This is a genomic window from Bartonella sp. B23, from assembly GCF_053793815.1.
In genome coordinates, this window is sequence record NZ_CP200033.1 from 663,413 (window position 1) to 689,079 (window position 25,667).

General features: G+C 36.7%; 17 protein-coding genes, 1 tRNA gene and 1 pseudogene. 12 read left to right on the top strand and 7 right to left on the bottom strand.

From position 1 onward, the window contains the following. The 4 genes and pseudogenes from V4B17_RS02855 to V4B17_RS02870 all read left to right on the top strand — a co-directional run bounded on the left by V4B17_RS02855 (nucleotide 1) and on the right by V4B17_RS02870 (nucleotide 5,198). Entirely contained in the window at nucleotides 1-576 is a 576-nt protein-coding gene (locus V4B17_RS02855) for a peptidylprolyl isomerase (protein WP_455479977.1), read from the top strand. A gap of 19 nt (nucleotides 577-595) precedes the next feature. Continuing rightward, nucleotides 596-1,108 (top strand): peptidylprolyl isomerase, encoded by a 513-nt coding sequence (locus V4B17_RS02860; RefSeq protein ID WP_455479978.1) that lies wholly within the window; start codon nucleotides 596-598, stop codon nucleotides 1,106-1,108. 1,024 nt (nucleotides 1,109-2,132) lie between these two features. Continuing rightward, a complete protein-coding gene (tgt, locus tag V4B17_RS02865; RefSeq protein WP_455479979.1) occupies nucleotides 2,133-3,251 on the top strand; it encodes a tRNA guanosine(34) transglycosylase Tgt in 1,119 nt (372 codons plus the stop codon). 722 nt (nucleotides 3,252-3,973) lie between these two features. Beyond that, nucleotides 3,974-5,198 (top strand): annotated as a pseudogene (locus V4B17_RS02870) (MFS transporter). 35 nt (nucleotides 5,199-5,233) lie between these two features. Here the strand turns inward: V4B17_RS02870 and V4B17_RS02875 are convergent. The 3 genes from V4B17_RS02875 to V4B17_RS02885 all read right to left on the bottom strand — a co-directional run bounded on the left by V4B17_RS02875 (nucleotide 5,234) and on the right by V4B17_RS02885 (nucleotide 8,822). Further along, the gene (locus V4B17_RS02875) at nucleotides 5,234-6,661 is read right to left on the bottom strand and encodes an MFS transporter (RefSeq protein WP_455479980.1); all 1,428 of its coding nucleotides are present in this window, start codon (nucleotides 6,659-6,661) and stop codon (nucleotides 5,234-5,236) included. A gap of 117 nt (nucleotides 6,662-6,778) precedes the next feature. Beyond that, nucleotides 6,779-7,996 (bottom strand): NADP-dependent isocitrate dehydrogenase, encoded by a 1,218-nt coding sequence (locus tag V4B17_RS02880; RefSeq protein WP_455479981.1) that lies wholly within the window; start codon nucleotides 7,994-7,996, stop codon nucleotides 6,779-6,781. Between the two features lie 751 nt (nucleotides 7,997-8,747). Further along, nucleotides 8,748-8,822, bottom strand: a tRNA-Glu gene (locus tag V4B17_RS02885). A gap of 1,083 nt (nucleotides 8,823-9,905) precedes the next feature. On the opposite strand from V4B17_RS02885, the gene V4B17_RS02890 reads away from it, so the two are divergent. Both V4B17_RS02890 and glpX read left to right on the top strand, forming a co-directional pair. Next, entirely contained in the window at nucleotides 9,906-11,216 is a 1,311-nt protein-coding gene (locus tag V4B17_RS02890; RefSeq protein ID WP_455479982.1) for a homoserine dehydrogenase, read from the top strand. Between the two features lie 148 nt (nucleotides 11,217-11,364). Continuing rightward, nucleotides 11,365-12,354: a class II fructose-bisphosphatase gene (gene glpX / locus V4B17_RS02895; protein ID WP_455479983.1), complete on the top strand. Its 990-nt coding sequence runs from the start codon at nucleotides 11,365-11,367 to the stop codon at nucleotides 12,352-12,354. A gap of 124 nt (nucleotides 12,355-12,478) precedes the next feature. Here the strand turns inward: glpX and V4B17_RS02900 are convergent, their stop codons facing one another. Then, nucleotides 12,479-13,585 (bottom strand): branched-chain amino acid aminotransferase, encoded by a 1,107-nt coding sequence (locus V4B17_RS02900; protein WP_455479984.1) that lies wholly within the window; start codon nucleotides 13,583-13,585, stop codon nucleotides 12,479-12,481. Between the two features lie 291 nt (nucleotides 13,586-13,876). Here V4B17_RS02900 and V4B17_RS02905 point away from each other — a divergent pair, with 291 nt between their 5' ends. Further along, nucleotides 13,877-14,113: a hypothetical protein gene (locus V4B17_RS02905; RefSeq protein ID WP_455479985.1), complete on the top strand. Its 237-nt coding sequence runs from the start codon at nucleotides 13,877-13,879 to the stop codon at nucleotides 14,111-14,113. 224 nt (nucleotides 14,114-14,337) lie between these two features. Here V4B17_RS02905 and V4B17_RS02910 read toward each other — a convergent pair whose 3' ends face one another. From V4B17_RS02910 to V4B17_RS02920, 3 genes are all read right to left on the bottom strand, one after another. Next, nucleotides 14,338-16,866: an SPOR domain-containing protein gene (locus V4B17_RS02910; protein WP_455479986.1), complete on the bottom strand. Its 2,529-nt coding sequence runs from the start codon at nucleotides 16,864-16,866 to the stop codon at nucleotides 14,338-14,340. 153 nt (nucleotides 16,867-17,019) lie between these two features. Beyond that, the gene (gene argS / locus V4B17_RS02915; RefSeq protein ID WP_455479987.1) at nucleotides 17,020-18,777 is read right to left on the bottom strand and encodes an arginine--tRNA ligase; all 1,758 of its coding nucleotides are present in this window, start codon (nucleotides 18,775-18,777) and stop codon (nucleotides 17,020-17,022) included. Between the two features lie 30 nt (nucleotides 18,778-18,807). After that, nucleotides 18,808-20,004, bottom strand: coding sequence for a deoxyguanosinetriphosphate triphosphohydrolase (locus V4B17_RS02920; protein ID WP_455479988.1), 1,197 nt, complete (start codon nucleotides 20,002-20,004; stop codon nucleotides 18,808-18,810). 106 nt (nucleotides 20,005-20,110) lie between these two features. Here V4B17_RS02920 and erpA point away from each other — a divergent pair, with 106 nt between their 5' ends. From erpA to glmS, 5 genes are all read left to right on the top strand, one after another. Beyond that, a complete protein-coding gene (erpA, locus tag V4B17_RS02925) occupies nucleotides 20,111-20,434 on the top strand; it encodes an iron-sulfur cluster insertion protein ErpA (protein ID WP_455479989.1) in 324 nt (107 codons plus the stop codon). A 60-nt stretch (nucleotides 20,435-20,494) separates the two neighbouring features. Further along, nucleotides 20,495-21,451: a carboxypeptidase regulatory-like domain-containing protein gene (locus V4B17_RS02930; protein WP_455480169.1), complete on the top strand. Its 957-nt coding sequence runs from the start codon at nucleotides 20,495-20,497 to the stop codon at nucleotides 21,449-21,451. 58 nt (nucleotides 21,452-21,509) lie between these two features. Next, the gene (locus tag V4B17_RS02935) at nucleotides 21,510-22,298 is read left to right on the top strand and encodes a cytochrome c biogenesis CcdA family protein (protein ID WP_455479990.1); all 789 of its coding nucleotides are present in this window, start codon (nucleotides 21,510-21,512) and stop codon (nucleotides 22,296-22,298) included. 16 nt (nucleotides 22,299-22,314) lie between these two features. Further along, complete coding sequence (gene glmU, locus V4B17_RS02940; protein ID WP_455480170.1) at nucleotides 22,315-23,661, top strand: bifunctional UDP-N-acetylglucosamine diphosphorylase/glucosamine-1-phosphate N-acetyltransferase GlmU; 1,347 nt, start codon at nucleotides 22,315-22,317, stop codon at nucleotides 23,659-23,661. 169 nt (nucleotides 23,662-23,830) lie between these two features. Further along, nucleotides 23,831-25,654, top strand: coding sequence for a glutamine--fructose-6-phosphate transaminase (isomerizing) (gene glmS / locus V4B17_RS02945; protein WP_455479991.1), 1,824 nt, complete (start codon nucleotides 23,831-23,833; stop codon nucleotides 25,652-25,654). The last annotated feature ends 13 nt before the right edge of the window (nucleotides 25,655-25,667 follow it).

A 25,667-nucleotide genomic window follows, 5' to 3' on the forward strand; every position in this document is an offset into this window, starting at 1 on the left:
ATGTATTTTAGATTTTTTGCTATTTTTATATGTATTTTTTGTTTTTTTTCATTAAGTGCTACGGCAGATGATTCGAATGTTCTTATTTTATCTCTTGAAAAGGGTGATGTGGTTATTCGTCTTCGTCCTGATTTGGCACCAAAACATGTTGCACGAATCAAGAGATTAACAAAGGAAGGTTCTTACAATAACGTTGTATTTCATCGCGTTATTCCAGGTTTTATGGCACAGACTGGTGATGTACAATTTGGAAAAAATGGTAGCGCGGGTTTTGACGCTAAGCGTGTTGGCAGTGGTGCTTCAAATTATCCTAATATACCGGCGGAGTTTTCAAAGCAGCCGTTTAAGCGTGGAACTGTTGGAATGGCACGTGCACAAGATCCAAATTCTGCGAATTCTCAATTCTTTATTTGTTTTGACGATGCTTCTTTTTTGAACGGTCAGTATACTGTTGTTGGAGAGGTCATAAAGGGAATGGATGTTGTTGATAAAATTAAAAAAGGTACCACAGGCAATAATGGATCTGTGAAAAATCCTGATGTTATTAATGCTGCTACTTTACTAGCTGATAAATGATTCAAAGGAGTTTAGCCGTATGTCCGAAATTAAAGATTTAGAAAATATTTTAATTCTTGAAACAACAAAGGGTAGAGTTGTCATTAGGCTTTTTGCTGATTTGGCGCCTTTTCACGTTGCACGTATTAAAGAGCTTGTGCGTGAAGGTGCCTATGATAATGTTATTTTTCATCGCGTTATTGATGGTTTTATGGCTCAAACGGGGGATGTGCAATTTGGAAAAAAGGATGGTGCAGAATTTAATTTATCACGTGCTGGTATGGGAGGGGCAAAGAAGCCTAATTTGACAGCGGAGTTTTCGAATCTTTCTCATAAGCGTGGTACAGTTTCTATGGCGCGTAGCCAGAATCCAAATTCTGCTAATTCACAATTTTTTATTTGCTTTGCGGATGCTTCTTGGCTTGATCGCCAATATTCCATATGGGGACAAGTTGTTGAAGGTATGGAAAATGTCGATAAAATTAAGCGTGGTGAGCCTGTTATGGAACCTGATGTAATCACTAAAGCTACAATTGCTGCTGATACGAAATAGTATAAATTATATCGGTTTCAACAGTAATAATTAAGCGAAGATATTCCCATCTGATGACTGTTTTGAGCATGGCAAAGATCAGTTGTTGCAGCTTAAATCGGATAAGATGATATCTGCTGGTATGCGTTCTTTTTGCATTAAATTTTGTTAGCTATATGTGCTATTGATTTGTGGTAGAGGGGACTGTTTTCTGTTGTTATCTATAGAATCTTATATTCAAAATTTTGGATGTTTAATAGTACTGCTGCTAACCTATACCTAAGGCATGGATAGTTAATTAACCGCATTAGGTATACAAAATTCAGAGCTTCTTACAGTTGTCCTAAATTTTATATTTTTATGTAAGTGGATTTTTTAGGAAAAATACCTAATGTAGCATTTTATACTGAGGATTATTTATTTGAATAAAGGGAGTCTTCCTTGAAAGAAGAGAAAAGATTTCCGTGTTTATCTTTTCTGAATCTCTTCAACGAAGGGAAGATGTAGGTTTGAGTGTTATGATGGTTAGTTGTGAACAGCAATAAGGTATTTTGTTGGTATTTGCTGTTATGTGTTACTCTCAGTTTTTTACTTAGTTATATTTATACCAAAATGTGCATGAGATGTTTTAGATAAAAAAGTTATGGAAATCTTTTTTATAAAAGTAAGAGATATATCTAGCTCTACTTTGTATTTAAAATATTCGAAAAACTTTTTTGTCGAAGTCAGATTTTTTAAGAATTATTGCTAATAAAGGCGTATAAATAAGGACGTTGTTTTTTGAAATGACAGCTTTTGGATTTTGATTGGAATATATGATGAGTATATTGTTAGCTAGAGCTGATATTTTGTAAAACTAAATTATTGCTTTTAATGTGATGATTGTTTGATAATAAAATTTCACGTAACCTGCCAAATTTTTTATGCTGATTACAATATTTAGCGAATCAAAAGTCAATCCATAAAGCTCATGATGGTGTCATAAAAAAGGTATAACTTTTCTTTTGTAGAAATATAAGTTTATGGTCTTAAAAAGACAATAGTTATGATAAAAACATTTCATTATAGAAAAATTGCTCAAGATGGATGCGCACGGAGAGGTGAAATTATAACGAGACGTGGGTGCGTTCGCACGCCCGCATTTATGCCTGTTGGAACGGCAGGAACCGTTAAGGCTATGTATATGGATCAGCTGCGTGCTCTTGGGGCAGACATTATTTTGGGCAATACGTATCATTTAATGTTGCGTCCAGGAGCTGAGCGTATTGCGCGTTTGGGGGGATTACATGAATTCTCACGCTGGTTTGGGCCTATTTTAACCGATTCTGGTGGATTTCAGGTCATGTCACTTGCGGGAATGTGCAAAATTACAGAACAAGGTGTGATTTTCCGCTCTTACATTAATGGAGCATATTATGAAATGAGTCCAGAACGCTCTGTCGAAATTCAAGAGCTTCTTAATGCAGATATCCAGATGCAATTGGATCAATGTATTGCATTGCCTGCAAGTGCAAAAGAAATAGAATCTGCTATGGAACTTTCATTGCGTTGGGCGCTGCGTTGTAAAACAGCTTTTGGTGATCATCCAGATAAAGCATTGTTTGGTATTGTTCAAGGCGGTGATAATTTGAAATTGCGTGAACGTTCTGCCCAAGCATTAAAAGAGATGGATTTGAAAGGCTATGCCATTGGAGGGCTTTCCGTTGGCGAACAACAGAGTGTTATGACGGACGTATTGGATGCTACTTGTCCAATTTTTCCAGAGGATAAGCCACGCTATCTCATGGGGGTTGGAACGCCTGATGATATTTTAAAAAGTGTTGCTCGCGGTGTTGATATGTTTGACTGTGTTATGCCAACACGTGCTGGACGTCACGGCTTAGCTTTTACGCGCTTTGGTAAAATTAATTTGCGCAATGCGCGTTATGCAGAGGATCCACATCCTCTTGATCCACAGTCACTTTGTTCTGCTGCTTGTGATTATAGCTGTGCTTATTTGCACCATTTAATAAAATCTGGTGAATTTCTTGGTGGTATGTTATTGACTTGGAATAATCTCTTTTATTATCAGCATCTTATGCAAGGAATTCGTGATGCGATTGAAGAAGGACGTTATGCTGATTTTTGTGCCGAAACGCGAGCTTTATGGATGAAAGGGCGCTAAAGTACTGATCACGATTCATGACGCTTATCTTTTTCATGTTGCTCGATTTATTTTGCATCAAAATTTTTGCTAAATGAAAATGAAATCAGAAATATTTTTCAAAAGCATAAAACTGCGCTAATCTAAAAAATAAATACACAATCCCATCGGTATACGATCCCTCTACGACTTTCATAATAAACAAAAACCATTACTCCGGTACGCACTACCTGACCCGGAGAAAAACAGTTCTTTCTGTTTCTGATGACTGTTTAAATCAACAATATTAATGAGGAGTTAGCGAATCCTTAAAGAAATATGAAGATTGCATTTTTATAGGGTGCTTTATGTTTTTTTATCGTTAAATAATGAAGTTTTAACAAAAGCTGTCTCATTTAGGAATGGATGTGAAGGTAATTTATTTTGAATTTAAGGCTTAGAAAATGCAAACGGTTAAAACTTCAAAGTGCCTGAGTTTATTTTCTCTGATAACGGTATCATTAATGAATAAAGTTTCATTTAAGTTACAGAATGTTGCAGCTGAGATACAGTTTAACAACACAGATTCTATTCATATATGCTTTTGTTATGCCACTGCGAAAAAAAAACAAAAGGTGTCGTTTTTTGTTGTGGAGAATGTTTTAAATTCTTTGTTGGAAAGTGTTAGGCATAGATATAAGAAAACTTTGAGTCTATTTATACCGTATCATGAATGTCTAAGGCTAGGATATCATTACGTAGAAATGATGACAATGAGGAGTTCTCATAAAAAAAAGTTTTGCATCGGGAATTGATTTTAGAACACGGCGTTTGGCAATTTTAGCTCTTGCTGTGGGAAGTTTTTCTATTGGTACCGCGGAGTTTGTTGCAATGGGTTTACAGCCAGAGATGGCACGAAGCTCATGTGTTGATATTCCTACGGCTGGTCAATATATTTCTGCTTATGCATTGGGTGTCGTGATTGGAGCACCTCTTTTGGCTGTAGCAACAGCTAGGTTATCACGTAAAGCTATTTTAACAGGATTGATGTTTTTTTATGCAATGGCAAATATTGCTAGTGCTTTTTTTTCTGATTTTAGCATACTAGTGGCACTGCGGTTTATCAGTGGCCTTCCACATGGCATCTATTTCGGGCTTTCTACTACGGTTGCAGCTTCAATGGTGAAAATGAATGAACGTTCTAAAGCTGTTGGATATGTTATGCTTGGTTTAACAACTGCAACCGTTTTTGGAGCACCAGGTGCAACTTGGATTGGTCAGTTTGTTGGTTGGCAGATTGCTTTTATCTTTGTAGGTGCTATTGCTTTATCGTGTTGTTTGCTTATTTGGAAGTTTTTACCTTCTGATTCGAATGTTCCAAAAAAAAGTTTTCTATGCGAGCTGGATGCATTAAAGCAAAAGCAAGTGTGGTTTCTCTTAGCGATGGTTTCGGTTGGAGCATCAGGATTATTCTCTGTTTTTACTTATGTTAAATCAACATTAATGCATACCGCTGGTGTTCCACTTGATTGGGTGCCATTTACTATGCCGTTAATTGGATTAGGGATGGTGGTAGGTAATCTTTTGGGGCCTAAATTTGCAGTTAAAACTGGTACTTCACCAATGATATTTTTTTCTATGCTTTGGAGTACATTTGTTTTTTTTCTTTTTTTCTTTTTATCTCATACTCCGTTGACGGCAGCATTAGGATGCTTTTTTGTTGGTACTTCTTTCGCAGCTATGCCATCCATACAAACAAAAATCATGGATGTTGCTCTACATGGACAGATTTTTGCGGGAGCTTTAATGCAATCTGCTTTTAATATTGCTAATGCCCTTGGAGCAGAATCTGGAGCATGGGTTTTGAAATTTGGCTATAGCTATGAATATACTGCCATTTTAGGGGGGGTTTTAACCTTATGTGGATTATTGATTTTTTGCTTTTCGTGGTACATGGAAAAATGTGATCAACATTTTTCTCAGTTATGAGTGATTCTTAAAAGGAAAGGAGATTTTTTATTTGCTTAATCTTTAGATTGACCGGTTGGGTTTTTAAATATGCTGTAGGAAACGCGTAAGGCAAATGGAATACCAAGAAAGAATAAAAGACTGATAAGTGCTACAAGAAGAGTTTTTGCTGCAGAAATCATCCCTGTTGTTCCTCCAGGATTAAATAGCCCCGCAAGATTAGTAATTGTTCCTGCTAATGTTGCGCTAAAAGCCATTGAGAATAGCTGTACGGAAGTAAGAGATTCACTAGCACGTAGAGCATCTTCATCGTTTGCACATTGCAGGATTCGTGTTAATAAATGTGGCCATGCTATGCCAGCACTGACTCCGATAGCAAATAATGCAAAGCAAATGATAAAAATATGTTTAGATGTGGAAAATTCTGTTGGAATAAACCATAGTAGAACGCTTACCCCTAACAGTTTTAATATAGGAGAATATACAATTATACTGCAAATTTTTTTTGCGGATATACCAGCACTTGATAGGGCGCCACATGTCCAACCGAGGCTCATGAGTGCCGCCATATAACCAGCAATAAGCGGAGCCTGCCCATGAAGTTCTTGAAGAAAAAGTGGAAAATAAAGCTCTATACTGTACACTATTGTAGTCATAGTGAGTATTAATACGTAAACAGGAAAAAACTCGGAAGAGAAGGAAAAAGAGTTACGTGGTAACATAGGATGAAGCGTAGATGATTCGATCTTTGCTAGAATAAAGAGAAGACACAATCCAATAACTAGCCCGCATATTTTTGCAACTACAGTATCCGTAGCTTCTCCAGCAGAAATGATGAAAATCAATGAGCTGAGTATGCAGAGTTGTGCGAGAGGGAGTGGGGATGTTGGAACATAATTTTCATTATCTTTTGGTAAAACTTTAAGGGCCATGAGTGAGAAGATTATTGCTAACGCTCCAATTAGCCAAAAGGACGCTCTCCATAAGCCATATTGTACAGAGATACCGCCGATAGCCGGTCCTAACAGGGTTGATATTCCCCACATTCCAGAGATAATACTCAATGCGTGTGACCACAAAGGTGGACTGAAAACAATACGTATCATAGAATAGGATAAGGATAGCAAAGAGCCGCTTCCAAATCCTTGAACAAATCGCCCTATTAAAAATAATGGCATAGTTGATGCAGTGCTGCACACAAAAGTTCCAACGGCAAAGATGAGTCCAGAGATAAAATAGGCTTTGCGAGGACCTACTTTTCCTAATATTTTCGTTGCAAGCGAAGTACCAAGGAGAGATGCTGTAATAAAAATAGTAGCTACCCAAGAATAATATAGTTTACTGCCAATATCATTCATAAGAGAGGGTAAAATAGTAACAACAATGTAAACGTTTGTGGCGTGTAACATAACACCACCCGTAAACGTTAAAAAACGAACACCACTTTCACCCAATAAAAGTGCGGACCAATTTTCTTTTTCCACTGTTCTTGCTATTCAGTAACGAGTTCACTCCTTTTATTTATAAGGCAATTGTTTAAATTTTCCAAGAGAAGATTCAAAGCTCTCCTTTCGCAGAGCTTTGGAATTTAAATTAAGCTGTCATTTAATTACCCATTGCTTTTTGAGATTTTCGTCAATTTTATCGAGGAAACCTATTGTAGAGAGCCACTTTTGCTTAGGCCCAATCAAAAGTGCGAGATCTTTGGTCATAAAACCATCTTCAACGGTTTTAATACAAACTTTTTCTAATGTTGTAGTAAAATTTTTTAATTTTTCATTGTTGTCTAATTTAGCACGGTGCGCAAGTCCACGAGTCCACGCAAAAATGGATGCAATAGAATTTGTTGATGTTTCTTCTCCTCTTTGATGCTGACGATAATGACGTGTCACTGTACCATGTGCAGCTTCTGCTTCAATAATTTTACCGTCTGGTGTCATGAGAACAGAAGTCATGAGACCGAGGGAACCAAAGCCTTGAGCAACGGTGTCAGACTGAACATCACCATCATAGTTTTTACACGCCCACACGTAGCCACCTGACCATTTAAGTGCAGAAGCAACCATATCATCGATTAGACGATGTTCGTAGTATAATTTACGATTTTCAAATTCAGCTCTAAATTCTGTATCAAATACTTCTTGAAAGATGTCTCTAAAACGACCATCGTAAACTTTCAGAATGGTATTTTTTGTTGAAAGATAGACTGGAACATTTCGTTGTATCCCATAGTTAAAAGATGCGCGGGCAAAGTCACGAATTGATTCATCAAGGTTGTACATAGCCATGGCGACTCCTGCACTGGGAGCATCAAAAACATCATGTTCGATAACTTGATTGTCATCGCTAACAAATTTAATGCTTAGTTTTCCTTTTCCAGGAAATTTGAAATCAGCTGCTTTATATTGGTCGCCGAAAGCATGACGCCCGATAATAATTGGCTTCGTCCAATTAGATACAAGACGTGGTACATTTTTACAGATAATGGGTTCACGAAAAATCACTCCTCCTAAAATATTGCGGATTGTACCATTGGGTGATTTCCACATTTTTTTTAGGTTAAATTCTTTAACACGTTCTTCATCAGGCGTGATGGTTGCACATTTTATGCCAACACCATATCTTTTGATAGCATTGGCAGAATCGACAGTTATCTGATCATTGGTTGCATCCCGATTTTCGACAGAAAGATCGTAATATTTAAGCTCAATATCTAGATAGGGATGAATCAATTTATCTTTGATATATTTCCAGATGATACGAGTCATTTCATCCCCATCAATTTCAACAACGGGGTTTTCTACTTTGATCCTTGCCATTAGAAGTCCTTTTTCGTTTAAGTGATATTCTTTTATAGCACTTTCAGGTTTGTGATGAAAAGCAAAAACAAAGAATGATAGAGAGGCATTCATATGTGATATAACGGGATATACCTCATAGAGGGCACAATTTTACTGCGAAAGACATATTTTGAATGAATTTTTACTGGTGGTATTAGAGGTTATTTATTTTTTATGAAATATTTAATTATTTGATATAACCTAATATATGTACAGTTTTTTGCGTTATTGTATGCAGTAAATGAGATTGTAGACCTTTGGTGTTGAGATTTTAATTCTGAGGATATGATTCGTTTTTTAGATAAAAATTTAATGCGATAAAGAAAAGCTGTCATGAAAAACTGGTTTTATAAAACACGTTGTAGTTTGTCCTTTTAGGATATTTTAGAATCTTTTGCAGTCATTTTGAATAAAACACTCTGCTAAAGGACAGGGAAAATCTTTGCTAAAAAACTTACAATATAACTAGTATAGTTCAAAGATTCTAGCTTATTAAGGAATACAATTGCTAAAAAATTTTGCTTTCAATAAATTTTCACCTCTAACTACCGGCGCACGCAACAAAGCAACTTCCTCAAAAAAAGAAAATAAGCTATTCACAGGGTGACTTTGACGATTCTCTTGCAGGTACACAGAAACATACTAAAAAATGATTCTTCCATCCTTATTTATGCATCCTATTTCTTCAAAAGTAATGTAAAATCAACACGTTATCTAAAAAACAAAGATTTGGTACGCCCAAGGGGAATCGAACCCCTGTTTCCGCCGTGAAAGGGCGGCGTCCTAACCGCTAGACGATGGGCGCAAACCAATGATGAGGCTTATAGAGGTGATCTTTTTACTTCGCAAGTCCTCTGCGTAATTTTTTTAAAAAAAACATATTTTATTAAATTATTTTTAGGTATGTTTCTTTGAAGAGTATGAAAAATAATTACTTTTTCCATTTCTCTTTACATAGCTGAATTAAAAGATTTTTAGAAAAAAAATTAAAAACCACCAATTTCTCTTTGAGATATCTGAACAATTTTTATTTGAAAGCCACTATGCATGAGGAAAATTAACTTAGACACGCATAATTGTAATTAACCACATCTTTCAAGATGTTATTGATTCGTTGCTGTAAAATGTGCAGCTTATTACAAATATTATAGCTATTCTGTATTTTCTAGTATTTTAGAGTTGTATTTTATATAAGCCAAGCTTATGTCCCCGTTTCGATTTAGAGTTTTTTGAGGTATATACGGGGTATGAAGATATTTAGATTAAGGGGCAGAAATACTGCTGATAAAGTTCAAATTATGCAACGGTAACAAGATATGTGGTATTATCTTTTGCTACACTTTGTTGTATCCATCCTTTTAATTCATCATATGAAAGATTGTTGTTGTTTCAATATTTGTTAAATTGGATGCTCATGCAATTTTTGGCAATAATTTTTATTTATAAATTTTAAAATTTTCTGTTTAAATTTCCTGTAATAATTGAATTTTTTTGTGTTAATGTTTATCAGGATTAAGTAAATTTTTACTTTTATAAAAATTAGCGTTACGATTGCTTTTTAAAAGAATGTTTCTTTATTTTGCACTTGTTAGAGATATAAAAAGCAGTGTAAAATTTACGATTGAAATTTTTTTATGTGCTCATGAGAAATTTTTAGCGTTTAAATTCGTAAATATGATTTCTAATCTTTAAAGAATATAAGTATTTTTGTTTTTAGAGATTTTTATTGCACAAGTGCTATTGTTGTTGTTGTTGTCCTAGGGAAAAAAATTGGGTTGAGTAGAATGAGGGACTTCTTTAGATTGCGTTAATTTTAAGTATCATTTGCATTGGTTTGCACATCATTTAAATCTTTTTCAAAAAAATAATAGGGATAATCAGTTAGATAATGGCAGAAGCTTTAAGGGTTGGCATTGCGGGTTTGGGTACAGTTGGTAGTTCAGTTGTTAGGACTTTACGTGAAAAAGCCAGTAGTTTGGCTTGCCAATGCGGACGACCAATCAAAATTATTGCTGTTAGTGCGCGTGATAAAGGCCGTAATCGTGGAATTGATTTGAGTGATGTGAAATGGTTTGATTCACCCGTAGATATGGCTGCTTCTGGTGAGATTGATGTTTTTGTTGAATTAATTGGTGGTGAATTAGATGTAGTGTATGAAGCTGTTAAGAAGGCGCTTGAGATGGGACATCATGTTGTTACTGCCAATAAAGCGCTTCTCGCTCGACATGGGGTAACGCTTGCTGTGATTGCAGAAAAAAAAGGTGTCTTTCTTAATTTTGAAGCGGCCGTTGCTGGGGGAATTCCTATCATAAAAGCTATGAGAGAATCTCTTGCTGGGAGCCATATATCACGGATTTATGGTATCTTAAATGGAACCTGCAACTATATATTAACACGTATGTTTACTGAAGGTCTTTCATTTGAAGATTGTTTGACAGATGCACAGAGACTTGGTTATGCTGAAGCTGATCCAACTTTTGATATTGGGGGAAATGATACCGCTCATAAGTTAGCTTTACTGACAAGTTTGGCATTTGGAACTGCGGTTTCATTAGATGATGTCTATGTTGAAGGAATTAGTAATATTTCGCAAATTGATATTCGTGCGGCTGATGAATTGGGTTATCGGATTAAGCTTTTAGGGGTTGCATTAGAAACTAATTCCGGAATCGAGCAACGTGTTCATCCAACAATGGTACCAACATCATCAATGATTGCACAGATTCATGGTGTAACGAATGCTCTTTCTATTCAAAGTGATTTATTAGGTGAATTGCTGTTTTCTGGTCCCGGTGCTGGAGGAATGGCAACAGCATCAGCGGTTATTGGTGACTTGGCTGATATAGCGAAAGCATGCCACGGCTTTCAGTATGTACCTGTTTTAAGAAGTCCAGCATTAGGACTTTCTCCTCATAGAAGAGCGCGTATCTCTCATCATGCAGGTAGCTATTTTATTCGTTTGAATGTTCATGATCGTGCTGGCGTTTTTGCGGCAGTTGCAAGGCATATGGCTGACAACAATATTTCATTAGAGTCAATTGTTCAAAAACCTTTTGTAGACAGTCAAATTGTAAAAACAATCATTTTGATAACACATGAAACAACGGAAGTGAATGTTCGACAAGCGCTTGCAGAAATTGAAAAAAATGGTCATCTTGTTGCAAAATCTCAATTAATTCGTATCGAATCTATAGCATAGAATTGATAATTTGTTTTATGATGGAAAAGGAAGAAGCGTGAGTGTTTTTTTTGTGGAGAGTTATTGTCTCTGCTAAAAGCTATCTTCTTAATGCTTTGCAATAAATGCTAGTGCTTTTTACTAATACTCATTTGGTAGGACTTTTTATATGCTCACAACTCAGAAAAATTTAAATAAGCTTGACCGTATTCTAACGCTTGAATTGGTGCGTGTCACTGAACGTGCTGCTGTTGCAGCTGCACGCTGGCGCGGTCGTGGTGATGAAAAAGCTGCTGATCAAGCTGCTGTAGATGCAATGCGTCAGGAACTTAACCGATTGCCTGTTGATGGTACAGTAGTGATAGGTGAAGGTGAACGCGATGAAGCTCCTATGCTTTATATTGGAGAGAAAGTGGGTCTTCAAAAAAATGGACTAGCGATAGATGTTGCGCTTGATCCACTCGAGGGAACAACAATTTGTGCCAAAAACCTTGCTAATTCCCTGGCTGTGATTGCGGTTGCTGAAAAAGGTAATTTGCTTTATGCTCCCGACGTTTATATGGAAAAAATTGCTGTTGGTCCCGGTTATCCTAAGGGGGTTGTTGATATAGATGCTTTTCCTGCTGATAATATTCATGCTCTTGCAAAAGCTAAGGGAGTAGCTGTTAATCAGGTGACTGTTTGTATTATGGATCGACCTCGCCATGAGAAATTAATTGAAGAAGTGCGAGCAACGGGGGCATCAATTCGTTTAATTGGCGACGGAGATGTTGCCGCAGTTATCGATACAACTGATCCAGATGAAACGGGTATTGACATCTATATGGGAGTTGGTGGAGCTCCAGAGGGTGTATTGGCGGCTGCAGCTTTGCGTTGTATTGGTGGGCAGATGCAAGGACGTTTGCAGCTTGATACAGAGGAAAAAATTGTACGTGCAGCCAAAATGGGGATTGATGACCCTCATAAAGTTTATACAATGGAAGAAATGGCAAAGGGTGATGTGTTATTTTCTGCAACAGGTGTAACGGATGGAAATATGCTTTCTGGTGTTAAGTTTACCCCCCGTTATATTCAAACAGAAACACTTGTGATGCGCTCACATACCGGTACTGTTCGTCATATTAAGGCGAGGCATAGAGATTATTCAAAATTTGATTAATGCTTTTTTATTGCAACTGTTAAAAGGGTGAAGGAATATTATTTCTGAAAAGCATATTTCCATAAAATCTCTAAGAGATTCTCTCATAGAAGTACAGGTGATATTTCCAGGAATTGTTTCATTGTTATGAGAGTTGGACAGAATGTACCCAACCATTCTTATCTTCTCTGTCGCCCTTTTGAATCTCAACTAGTTGTGTGCAAAGTTGTTTCGTGACCTCACCAATCATTCCATTTCCAATAATGAATTCGTCACCTTTGTATTTGAAGCGACCGATTGATGTAATAACAGCTGCCGTACCACAAGCAAAGACCTCCTTAAGGTGACCCCTTTGTGCATCTTCCTTGAGCGATTCAAAAGAGTAAGGACGCTCTTCTACCGTTAACCCCATTTCTTGCGCCAATTGTAAAATTGAATGACGTGTTATTCCTGGAAGAATAGTGCCATTAAGTGCAGGTGTTACAAGTTTATTATTTGCCATAATAAAGCAAACATTCATGCCACCGAGTTCTTCAATCCACTTATGTTCAACCATATCAAGGAAAAGTACTTGGCTACAATCATTTTGTGTTGCACTTCTTTGTGCTAGTAAGCTTGCTGCATAGTTGCCGCCACATTTAGCGGCACCTGTACCTCCTGGACCGGCACGGCTATAATCTGTTTCTATCCATACGCTAATAGACTTTTCTTCTCCTTTAAAATATGATTCAACCGGAGACGCTATGATGCAAAAAAGATATTCTTTAGAAGGGCGAACTCCTAAAAAGCTTTCATTACCAAACATAAATGGGCGTATGTAGAGACTAGCATTTGGAATATCTGGAACCCATTTTTGATCAATTTTTATAAATTGATTAATGGCATTTAAAAAAATATCCTTTGGCAATTCTGGCATAGCCAAACGCTTCGCCGATTCTATAAAACGTTGTGCGTTGGCATCAGGGCGGAACAACAAAATTCGCCCATCTTTTGCACGATATGCTTTTAAACCTTCAAAAATTTCTTGCGCATAATGCAAAACAGTACTTGCTGGGTTAATCTCTAAAGTTTTGTATTGAGAAATAACGGGGTTATGCCAACCTTTGTCTTCAGTCCATTGAATAGTACACATGTGATCTGTAAAAAATTGACCAAAACCAGGATTTTTTAAAATTTTCCCACGGTTCTCGTCTGATAGAGGATATGGATGTTTTTCTATTTTGAATGGAAGCCATGATGTAGAAAATTTCATAATTAAAACCTTTTAGGATATGCTTCATTTCTAAGTATTGCTTAATAAAAATAAAGAGATAATTTCGTTATAAGTTTATTATTAGCAAAACATTTGTGTCAATGCTTTATTATAGGATTAAAAGGAAGGACTATTGAAAGGTCTTTTTGTTTTTATGTTTCTCCTTTTCGATTTTATCCAGTAATCTGGAACTTTCGGTGATATTTAGCGTTTTCCAAAATAGGTATCTGAATAATTTCTTATATGCATATTTTGTAATTTAGGTAAAGGAATTGAAAAAAGGAATTCACCATGATTGATAGAAATCATCACACGTATGATAAATATATAGCTTCTGAAAAAAAAGAGCGTGAACAACTTAATTCAATTGCTAGAGGTATTCTTGCTATTGTTCTTGGAGTTTTTGTTGTTTGGCTTATTTTTAGTTTTTTAGGATCATTTTTTGAAAAATATCCTGAACATATATCTCGCTATAATACTACAGAATCAAATCAAACGATGATAAATCCGGGAAAAGATTCAAATTGAATATCAAAAATACTTTATACCTATAAAAACACGACGTCACCCTTGCTTTATGAATAATCCTTCAGATAAAAAATCTCATAAGGTGTAGATTAATGTGTAAACTATTCCACATGCATAAGCCTAAAAATTAAGACGATTTTAATATCCTAAAATTAATCAACAAATTAATTGATTGATATTAAAAAGATCATGCTGCGGTTATTAAAAGCCATTGCATAGTTTATTTAGCGTGTGACGAAGCAATTTCCTCCAGAATTTTTTATGTCTTCACAAAGACTTATAGCATCATTCCGGTTTTGCATTCGTATACGAACACGATAATAAGTTCCTTTTCCAGGTATGAGAGCAGATTGAATATTTAAAGGACGAGCGCCAATAAGGAATCCAAATTTGGATTTTATGCTTTTCAAAGAGTCTCTCGCCAATGCGTGAGTGGGTTGAGATGCAAGTTGTACATAATAATCTTCTGAATTTTGTGTAGCTATGCGGTCTGGTGATGGTGGGAGAGGATTAGCATGTCTTTGCAGCTCTGAATTTCTTTCTGCATGCAAAGAAAGAGGTATAACTTTTTCTTCAACATGAGGGGTAGAAGTGCTTTCAGTTATTATTTTATCAATATCACTTGCGAAAGTATGTTCCGTTTCTTTGTCATCCACATCGGAATTATATGAAGAAACAGAGAAAAAATCTTGAGGTTGATCTACAGCAGTTTGATCAATCATTTTTTCTGGTTTATTAGTTGTTTTTTTCTCTGTGTAATGCCTTGGTGCCAGTACAACTGTACCGTCTTTGTTTACAATAACAGTTTGTACTTCTCGTGTTGGAACGGTGTGATTGATAGCTTCAGTCACTGCATCTTCAACATCAGATTGATTAAAAGAAGATGATGAAAAACTTGTAGGTTTTTGCTGGTTCAATCCCATTAAGTCTTCAGGTTGTTCAGAATCATCAATAAGAGATTGTTGTGTATTTTCTTGTTTTTTATCTTGTCCGGTTGTTTGTCTATAAATGTCTAAATTATGTGCAACATCATTCTTTGATTCGGATGTTTTTTGCTTGAATTTGAAAGGTCTATCATCAGCGTAGATGATAGGAGAATTTTCATTTTTTTGTGACGGCATAAAAAAATGAAAATAACCAAAGAAACCAACTGTTACTAAGGTAAGAAAAATAACACTTCTGACGAAAGTTTTACCAACAATAAAATTTTTAAAGGAAGGAGTATTTGATCCATGCGTGGAGATTTCATCTGTACTTCTGTATAATGGGTTCTCTTTAGGAGAATGATATTCCATATTTTTAGTGGGAAAATAACTGGCATTTTGATCTTGAGAATTTCTGTATACATCCTCTTTTGGATTTTCCATGGTTTGGTGAAAAATTTCATTAAAGATTTCATTATTTTCCTGTTGTTGCCGTGAAAAATCCTCTCGTGGAACATTTCCCACATTGAGGACATCAGAAAATTCTTCTTTTAAATCATCAGTTAGTACCCCGTATTCTGGGGCCTCATATGGAACCTCAGGAACCATAATTGGTCCAGTTTTTTCCACAACTTCTTCTGCAAATTTATAAGTATCGACACTTGGAGGGGGAGCATCTCCACGATGCGCAGTGCTATGAGCAAAAAAAACCTCTTCGTTTTCCGTATCAAGAGTCTGCGGTGTGGAGTGCATATAATTTAAATTACTTTGATTATACGGTATTTCTTTTTCATTATTTTGGGCAGGGATATTTTCTGTATTAATGGCGTATTTAGCCTGAGTTCCGTAATATTCCGGAGTTTTTTTAGCATAAGTTTCTTGCTTTGAGAATTCTTCTTCATAAAAGTGGGGATAATTGGTGGTATGGGATTCTCGTGAAAAGCCTTCTAAATCAGACTGTTTATTAATTTGTGTCGAATCTAAAGGTGATGGGAAGCCAGTTGTCATTTTACTTTTTGCAGTGCCTCTTCTCTCCGAAACAAAGTCAGAAGATGAGGGAAATACGTTTGTATCTGGAAAGGAAGGGGAAAGATCGGAGTAATATTCTGTAGTCCGATTTTCTTGATCAGCTGAAACTTTATATGGATGATTCACGGGGCTGTTGTGAAAATTTTGATCACCGTCATGACTTCGTTGTGTATTGGGAGCGTTTTTTTGTTGCAAGGTTGTTTGTGAAAATCGGCGATCTTGTTCAAGAGATTCTGTAGCACTTCCTCTAGGATTATCGTATTTATCCGCTTCATCGAAAAAGAGATTTTCTGATCGTTCACTAAGATCCCTTTTTTCAAAAAAAGGATCCGTATGTATTGGTGCCATTCCCTTTTTAGGCAATTGACTCTTCTGAATAGGCAATGGAGAAAGCGCGTCCAAAATTTTCTCTTCATCCTGACCAACAGCTGAAGAGTGTTTCTCTTCAGGCAAAAAACGATTTTGTTCTGAACGGTTGAAGAAAGCTGTCGGTAAAGAATCTGAGGTTGATTCATCGCCGGTTGTATGTAAGCTCCATTGCTCCTTTTGATCATCAAAAAACAAGTCGTTTTTTAAACTATTTTCAAGTTCTGCTTCAATAAAGGACAGATCAAAATCATCATTGTAAGATGAAGTTTTGGGAGCACTAGGTATTGATCGATCAGTTTGTAAAGAAGATTGATCGTTTTGATTTCCGCTTTGTTTGTTTGGATTAAAAATTCGCGTAAGTCTGTCCAAAGGATCATGACGTTCATGATCTTGTTTTATTTCGCGCGGATTCTTGCGATCGTTATCGCTCATAGCTTTTCTCACATGATGATCTGCATTTGCATGCAATAAACGGTTAATTTCGATTTGCTATTTTTTAAAATTATAAACTTCCTCCCTCCTACGACAAGGATATATGAAAAATTCATCAACAAGATATCTATTTTATGTATTTATAGAACTTTTTCAACGCATTTCTGTTGGTGCTTCGACTCCCACAATTGTAAGTCCTGATGATAAAATGTTTATTACAGCTTGTATCAATCCCAATCTAGCGAGTGATAGTTCCTTATCATCAGGCTGAATGAAACGTAAACTAAGATTATCGCTCCCTTTATTCCAATGAGCATGAAAACTGGAAGCAAGGTCATAGAGATAAAACGCCAATCGATGTGGTTCTTTATGGATTACGGCTTGTTCAATGATACGAGGATATTCAGAAAGTTTTCGTATTAAGAATATTTCATTATCGTCAGTTAATCGATTAAGGTGCGCAATCATAATATCGTTTGAAAAATTTTTAATATGAAAGGTCTCTTGCGTTTGACGAAAAACGGAGTGACAACGTGCATTTGCGTATTGTACGTAGAAAACAGGGTTATTTTTTGATTGTTCTGTTACTTTGGCAAAGTCAAAATCAAGAGGTGCTTCACATTTACGGTATAGCATCATAAAACGCACTGAATCACGGCCAACTTCTTCCACAACATCACGTAAGGTAACAAATGATCCTGCTCTTTTCGACATGCGTACAGGTTGACCATTGCGGAAGAGCTTTACCAGTTGACATAATAAGACACTCAATTTGGCTTTATCTCCAGAAATTGCTTTTGCCATCGCTTCTAGTCGTTTTACATAACCAGCGTGATCAGCACCTAGAATATAAATCATTTCATCAAAATGGCGATTAAATTTATCATGAAAATAAGCAACATCCGCTGCAAAATAAGTATAAGAACCATCAGACTTAACTAAAACACGATCTTGATCATCTCCAACATCTGTTGAGCGGAACAAAGTTTGTTCTCTCGGTTCCCAGTCTTCCATATTTTGCCCTTTTGGTGGTGGGAGCTTTCCTTTGTAGATGTAACCATTCAAAGTAAGATCATTAATCGTATTATGAATAGCGCGCGCATTGTCTGCATAAAGCATTCGCTCAGAGAAAAATATATCATGATAAATATTAAGAGCTGCCAAATCTCTGCGAATCATCAACATCATGGCATGAATTGCACGCTCTTTCACGACAGATAAAGCTTCATCTTTATCCATAGTGAGTAATCGATCACCAAATTCTCGAGCAAGCAATTTACCCAATGGTATGAGATATTCACCAGGGTATAGATCTTCTGGAATTTCATTAACTTTTTGTCCAAGAGCTTCACGATAGCGTAACAGTACAGAATGGGCAAGCATTTCAATTTGTTTGCCCGCATCATTTATATAATATTCTTTCGTAATGTCGTACCCAACAAATTGCAATAAATTAGAGAGAACATCTCCAACGACAGCCCCACGACAATGTCCCACATGCATTGGCCCTGTCGGATTTGCTGATACATATTCAACATTAATTCGTTTTCCTTGTCCTATTGGAATACGGCCATAAGAGACGCCCAATTCAAGCATGGATTTTATTGCACCTTGCCAAAATGGTTTTGTAAGTTTTACGTTGATAAACCCAGGACCCGCAACATCAATATAGTCGATAGAAGAATCATTTTGGAGAAATTCTATGATTTTTTCTGCAAGCGCACGTGGATTAAGCCCGACAGACTTTGCAAGAACCATGGCAGCATTGGTTGATAAATGACCATGTGAAGAATCACGTGGGGGGTCAACAGTGATTTTTGATAAATCTAAGTTTTCTCCATTTTTTCCTTTTATACCAGATAATTCGAGTAATTTTTTAATTTTATTCTCGAAATTTCTAAAGACATTCATATTAAACTTCCATCATATATTCAAAAACGATTAAGCAAAATTATCTGGCCAGTCAAACAAACGGTGATACTCACGTAGAGCATAGTGATCGGTCATACCTGACAGAAAGTCAGCAATAAGACGTGCTAACTCTTGATCTGTTAAGTGAGTTGTTTTGCTGTGCCAACTTTCAGGCATAACATCTGGATTCTGATAATAACAGTCGAATAATTTTTGTACAATGCATTTTGCTGCATTACGGCGACTGAGGACTTGATCATGGTAATAAAGATTTTTAAATAGAAAATCTTTTAGTTCTTTTTCGTAAACCGTCATCGCAGGAGAAAAGGTAATAATGGTTTGTTTTGCTTGGTGAACATCGTTTACGCTTTTTGGTTTGATGTGTGCTAAGTTCTTTTTTGATTGTTTAATAACATCTTCAACCATGGTTGTTATTTGTTTCCGCACCAGTTCGTAACCGCGTCGAGTATGATCAAGCTGTGGATACTCTGCTGCTATATCTTCTAATAATGTTGCGGTTAGCGAGATGTGCTCGAATTGATCAAGTGTTAAAAATCGCGAACGTAAACCATCATCAATATCATGCGCATTGTAAGCAATATCATCAGCAATAGCAGCACATTGTGCTTCCAGTCCAGCAAAGCAATCGAGTTCAAGGTTCTGCTTTGCATTATATTGCAGAATATCGATAGGAACGCTTTTTCTTTTCGCATAAGGACCTAAAAGGGGGCCGTTATGTTTCACAAGTCCTTCGAGCGTTTCCCAAGTGAGGTTAAGTCCATCAAAATTTGCATAGCGTTGTTCTAGTTTTGTGACAATGCGTAACGCTTGTGCATTATGGTCAAAACCACCATAATGTGCCATTGCTTCATTAAGGGCATCTTCTCCTGCGTGACCAAAAGGCGTATGCCCAAAGTCATGAACAAGAGCAATAGCTTCAGCAAGATCTTCATCAAGACATAGTGCACGGGCTAATGTTCGTGCAATTTGAGAAACTTCTATTGAATGTGTCAGCCGCGTGCGATAATGATCACTTTCATCAGCAATGAAGACTTGAGTTTTATGTTTAAGACGTCGAAATGCATTAGAATGAATAATACGGTCTCTATCTCGTTGGAAAGGTGATCGTATAGTACTTACTGTTTCATGGAATAATCTACCACGGCTTGTTTTCGGGTTTGCACTATAAACCATTCGAGATTGATAACAGAAATTACTTATGTCCATTGCAAGTCGTCCGTTCTCATCCTAAACTGAGAGAGATTTATATTGAGTAAATTTCTCTTTAACAGGAGATACTCTTTCTTGATAGTCTAACGCAAGGATATATAAAATGGGTGTGAATATTTCAGATATTGCTGCTAAGCAAATTGCACAGATACTTTTGAATGAATCCGATAAAATCGGATTGCGTATTTCTGTTGAAGGCGGCGGATGCTCAGGTTTTTCTTATAAATACAATTTGGTTTCTGAAAAGAGTGAAGATGATCTTGTTTTGAAAAAGAATGGAGCAATCGTCCTTATTGATTCAGTATCTCTTCCCTTCCTGGAAGGGGCTGAAATCGATTTTGTTGATGATCTTATGGGGCAGTCTTTTCAGATTCATAATCCCAATGCCATCTCATCATGTGGTTGCGGTGTGAGTTTTTCAATTTAGTGTGGTGGCTTTGTGATATTGTTTCTTGAAAAAATTATCACTTTGGTTAACAATATGGGAATGGGTGTTTTTATAAAAATATTGCGCCGATGGTTGTGGTTATTTGTGGCGCTTACTTTATTGATTTGGAGTGATTGCGTCTTTTCTGAAGAAGGGAAAGAGCAAGATGCTCAGCAAAAACAACTAACAAATTTTATTTTAAAATCTCAAGATTCTGGAAAAGAAAATTTAGTTTCTCAGCCCCAGCTTATCTTGCACGCTCAGTTAACAGACAGCAATGAAGATATTACGAAAGGGCTTGTATGGCGTATTTATGCGCCTATCTTAGGAATTGACAATAAATTACCATTGATTGCAACTTATGAGGGGGGAAGCGCACATTTTGATTTGGAACCAGGAAATTATCTTGTTCATGTCTCATTTGGTCATGTGAGTGCAATGCACCGCATAAATTTGGAAAGTGGGCAGAATCTTGTTAAAAAATTTAATCTTGATGCTGGTGGTGTTATTTTAAATGCTATACTACTAAACGGTGTAGTCAATGAAAAGGAATTGCGTTTCACTATCTATGAAGATGAAAAAGAGAATGATGAAACAGGTGTGATTTTATCAAATGTTAGAGCTCAATCAATTGTGCGTTTGAAAGCGGGACACTATCATGTGGCTTCCCATTATGGTTCCATTAATGCGGTTGTTCGTTCCGATATCCAAGTAGATGCTGGTAAAATTACGGAGGTGACTCTTGAACATCAGGCGGCTCAAATTGTATTAAAGCTGGTACGACAGGAAGGAGGAGAAGCACTTGCAGACACGAGTTGGTCTATTACCAATAATTCTGGCGATATCATTCATGAAACAGTTGGTGCTTATGTTTCACTCGTGTTAGCTGAGGGCGAATATATTGCGATTGCTAAAAATAAAGATAAAATTTATCAAAAAGTTTTTTCAGTTGTTTCTGGTCATGATGAAGATTTAAGTGTGGTGGCAGATGCACAAAACATGCAACAAATTGATTAAGAAATAAACCGATGATTATTATGTGGCATAAATCATCCTTGAAAGTGGATAGAGTGTTTTGATTGTAGAAATTTCAACAGTTGGTGTATTTTTTGCTGGTGCATTATCTTTTTTATCACCGTGTGTTTTGCCTTTAGTTCCTCCTTATTTGTGTTATATGGCAGGTATCGGGATTGATGATTTTCGTTCCAAAAAGCATGAGAGAGAAGTGTTTATACGGTGGGCACTTTTATCTTCTGTTCTTGCTTTTGTGCTTGGCTTTACAACCGTTTTTGTTGCATTAGGTGCCAGTGCAAGCACAATTGGTCAATTCGTTGGTTATTATCGTGATTGGTTTGCGCTTGTTGCTGGAATTATCATTATTATTTTTGGCTTAAATTTTTTAGGTTTTTTTAAAATTGCTTTTTTATTTCGTGAGGCGCGTTTTCGAACGCACAAAACACCTACTGGGCCGTTAGGGGCGTACATTATTGGCTTATCTTTTGCATTTGGTTGGACACCATGTATTGGTCCAATTTTAGGACCTATTATAACACTTGCTGGAACAAAAAAAACTGTGAGTGAGGGAGCTGTTCTTTTAGGGGTTTATGCGTTTGGTCTTGGGGTGCCTTTTGTGTTAGCAGCTCTATTTTCAAGCAGCTTTATGAGATTTTTGGGAATTTTTCGTGTTCATCTGGGAAAAATTGAAAAATTTATTGGTATTTTTTTGGTTGTGACAGGTATTTTATTTTTAACAGGCTTTATGCAGGATTTTTCATTTTGGCTTTTAGAAAATTTTCCTTCATTAAGCAATGTTGAAACTATTCGTTGGCATGATATCATGAGTTTTTTTGGATTTTCTCGTTAATTTTATGTGTTTTATGATGAGAAGTTGTCTTTCTATTGTCCTTGCAGCAGGTGAGGGGACGCGTATGAAGTCGTCTCTTCCTAAAGTTCTTCATAAAATTGCTGGATTGCCCCTTATATGCCACGTTATAAAACAAATAGAACTGGCAGGTGTTGCACAATTAGCTGTTGTCGTGGGGAAGGGATCAGCATATGTCATTGAAACTGTTCAATCATTTGTAAAAAATGCGATGATTTTTGAACAAAAAGAACGTTTAGGAACCGCTCATGCTGCTCTTTGTGCTCATTTAGCTCTGCAAAAAGGGGTGGATGATGTTCTCATTGTTTTTGGTGATACCCCTTTGATTGAACAAGATTCATTATTAAAAATGCGCGCGCAACTTGCTGAGGGAGCAGATATTGTTGTTGCTGGGTTTTGTGCTTCAGATCCAACAGGTTATGGACGTCTTCTAGAGAGGAATGGCAAGCTTGTCGCGATTGTAGAGGAAAAAGATGCAACCAATGAAGAAAAAGAGATTTCTTTTTGTAATGGTGGAATAATGGCCATTAATGGAAAATATGCACTTTCTCTCTTGGAGAAGGTTGATAATAATAATTTAAAGCAAGAATATTATCTAACAGATATTGTTTCTATTGCATCACGTGAAGGATTAGATATTCGAGTTGTTGAAGTACCTTTTGACAATATTGTGGGAATTAACAACTGTTTTGAACTTTCTAAAGCTGATGCTTTGTGGCAAAGGCGCAAAGCACGCGATTTAATGTTGTCTGGTGTTACAATTTTTAAACCAGAAACTGTTTATTTTTCTTATGATACAGAAATTGAACCAGATGTTATCATTGAGCCGAATGTTTATTTTGGGTTGGGGGTAAAAGTGCACTCTGGTGCAGTTATCCATGCATTTAGTTATCTAGAAGGTGCTATGGTTGGTATGGATGTGCGGATTGGTCCTTATGCACGTTTGCGTCCAGGAACAGAGTTAGCACGGTCTGTAAAGGTTGGAAATTTTTGCGAAATAAAACAAGCAAAAGTAGGAAAATATACCAATATTAATCATTTGAGTTATATTGGTAATGCAGAAATCGGTGCATATAGCAACATTGGGGCTGGTACCGTTACTTGTAATTATGATGGATTTCACAAATATAAAACCGATATTGGTGATAATGCCTTTATTGGTTCAAATTCAGCACTCATTGCTCCACTCACTATTGGAAGAAGTTCTTATATTGCTTCAGGAAGTGTTATTACCGAAAATGTGCCTATGAATAGTTTAGCTTTTGGGCGAGCACGACAGGTGATAAAAGAAGATTGTGCCGCAAAATTGCGTGCACGTTTGTCAATGAATAAACAAAAGAAGTGATTTTCACTTTAACTCTCGGTTTTATGAAGATTTTGTCATTGTGCAAAGGCTTGTTCTTAGGTACTTCCATACCATATTTGATGTATATGATCTTTTAGAGTCTTTGATCAGTTCGCTGGATTATTTTATCGGATTATTATAAATCTCGGATGTAAATTGGAGCTTTTTAATGTGCGGAATTATTGGAATTCTTGGAAATAGACCTGTTGCGTCCTCTTTAATTGATGGTTTGAAGCGTCTCGAGTACAGAGGATATGATTCATCTGGTGTAGCAACGGTTTATAAGGGGCGGCTTCATTGTGTGCGTGCTGAGGGTAAAATTGTTCATTTAGAAGAAAAATTAAAAAAAATGCCTCTGAAAGGAAATTTAGGAATTGGCCATACACGTTGGGCTACCCACGGGGTTGCTGTGGAGCGAAATGCTCATCCTCATGTAACTGAACGGCTTGCAATTGTTCATAACGGCATTATTGAAAATTTTATAGAATTACAAAAGGAACTCATTGAGGATGGTTATAGCTTTGAAACAGAAACGGATACAGAGGTTGTTGCACATTTAATCACACGTGCATTAAAAAGTGGTCTTTCTCCGCAGGAATCAGTGAGCACAAGTTTGAAAAGGTTGAAAGGTTCTTTTGCTACGGCTCTTATTTTTCAAGGTGAAGACAATCTTATGATCGCTGCTCGTTCTGGCCCGCCACTGGCAATTGGTTATGGAAAAGATGAATTTTTTGTTGGATCGGATGCTATTGCTTTGGCACCATTTGTAGATCGTATTAGCTATATGGAAGATGGGGATTGGGTCATTCTAACACGGGAAGGTACAACAATTTATGATATCAACAGCAAACCGGTAGAACGTCCTATTACAACATTGTTTGAGGAATCTTTATTGGTTTCCAAGGGCAATCATCGTCATTTTATGCACAAGGAAATGTTTGAACAACCTGAAGTAATTTCTCATAATTTGGCGCGTTATCTTAATCTTGGAAATTATACGGTTCGCTCATTTGAGAATTTGATTGATTGGAAAAACATTAATCGGTTACTCTTTGCAAGCTGTGGAACAGCTTATTATTCAACTTTGGTTGCACGCTATTGGTTTGAAAATTTTGCTGGTTTAAGTGTCGATAACGATGTTGCTTCGGAATTTCGTTATCGTGAGCCACCTATGACACCTGATACATTACCGGTGTTTGTTTCTCAATCTGGTGAAACAGCTGATACGCTTGCTTCTTTGCGTTATTGTCGTGATCGTGGGGTAAAAACAGCGACAATCGTGAATGTTGAGCAATCGACAATGGCAAGAGAAGCTGATTTTATTTTACCAACATTGGCAGGGCCGGAAATCGGTGTTGCTTCAACAAAAGCTTTTACTTGTCAGTTGGCAACACTTGCTGCAATAGCGCTTAGTGCTGCTAAGCAACGCGGATCTCTCTCAGAGCAGGAAGAACATCAGTTTGTTCAACAATTAGTAGAGGTGCCGCGGATTTTAAATGAGGTTTTAAAGCTAGATGATAAAATTAAGCGGATTTGTCGTAATTTAATAAATGTAAAAAGTGTTCTTTATCTTGGACGTGGCACTTCTTATCCAATTGCTTTGGAAGGGGCACTAAAATTAAAGGAGCTTTCTTATATTCATGCTGAAGGTTATGCCGCAGGTGAGTTAAAACATGGACCCATTGCTTTGGTTGATGAGACACTCCCAATTATTGTTGTTGCACCTTATGATCGGTGGTTTGAAAAGACTTTTTCTAATATGCAAGAAGTGGCAGCGCGCAATGGTCGTATTATTTTAATAACAGATAAAAGGGGAGAAAAAGCAGTTCATCTTGATATGCTATCGGCTATTATTTTGCCAGATGTTCCGGAATTTGTTGCGCCTCTTGTTTATGCTTTACCCATTCAGTTAATCGCGTACCACACAGCTGTTTTATTAGGAACGGATGTTGATCAGCCTCGTAATTTGGCAAAATCAGTCACTGTTGAGTAAAACTTGTCTGAGG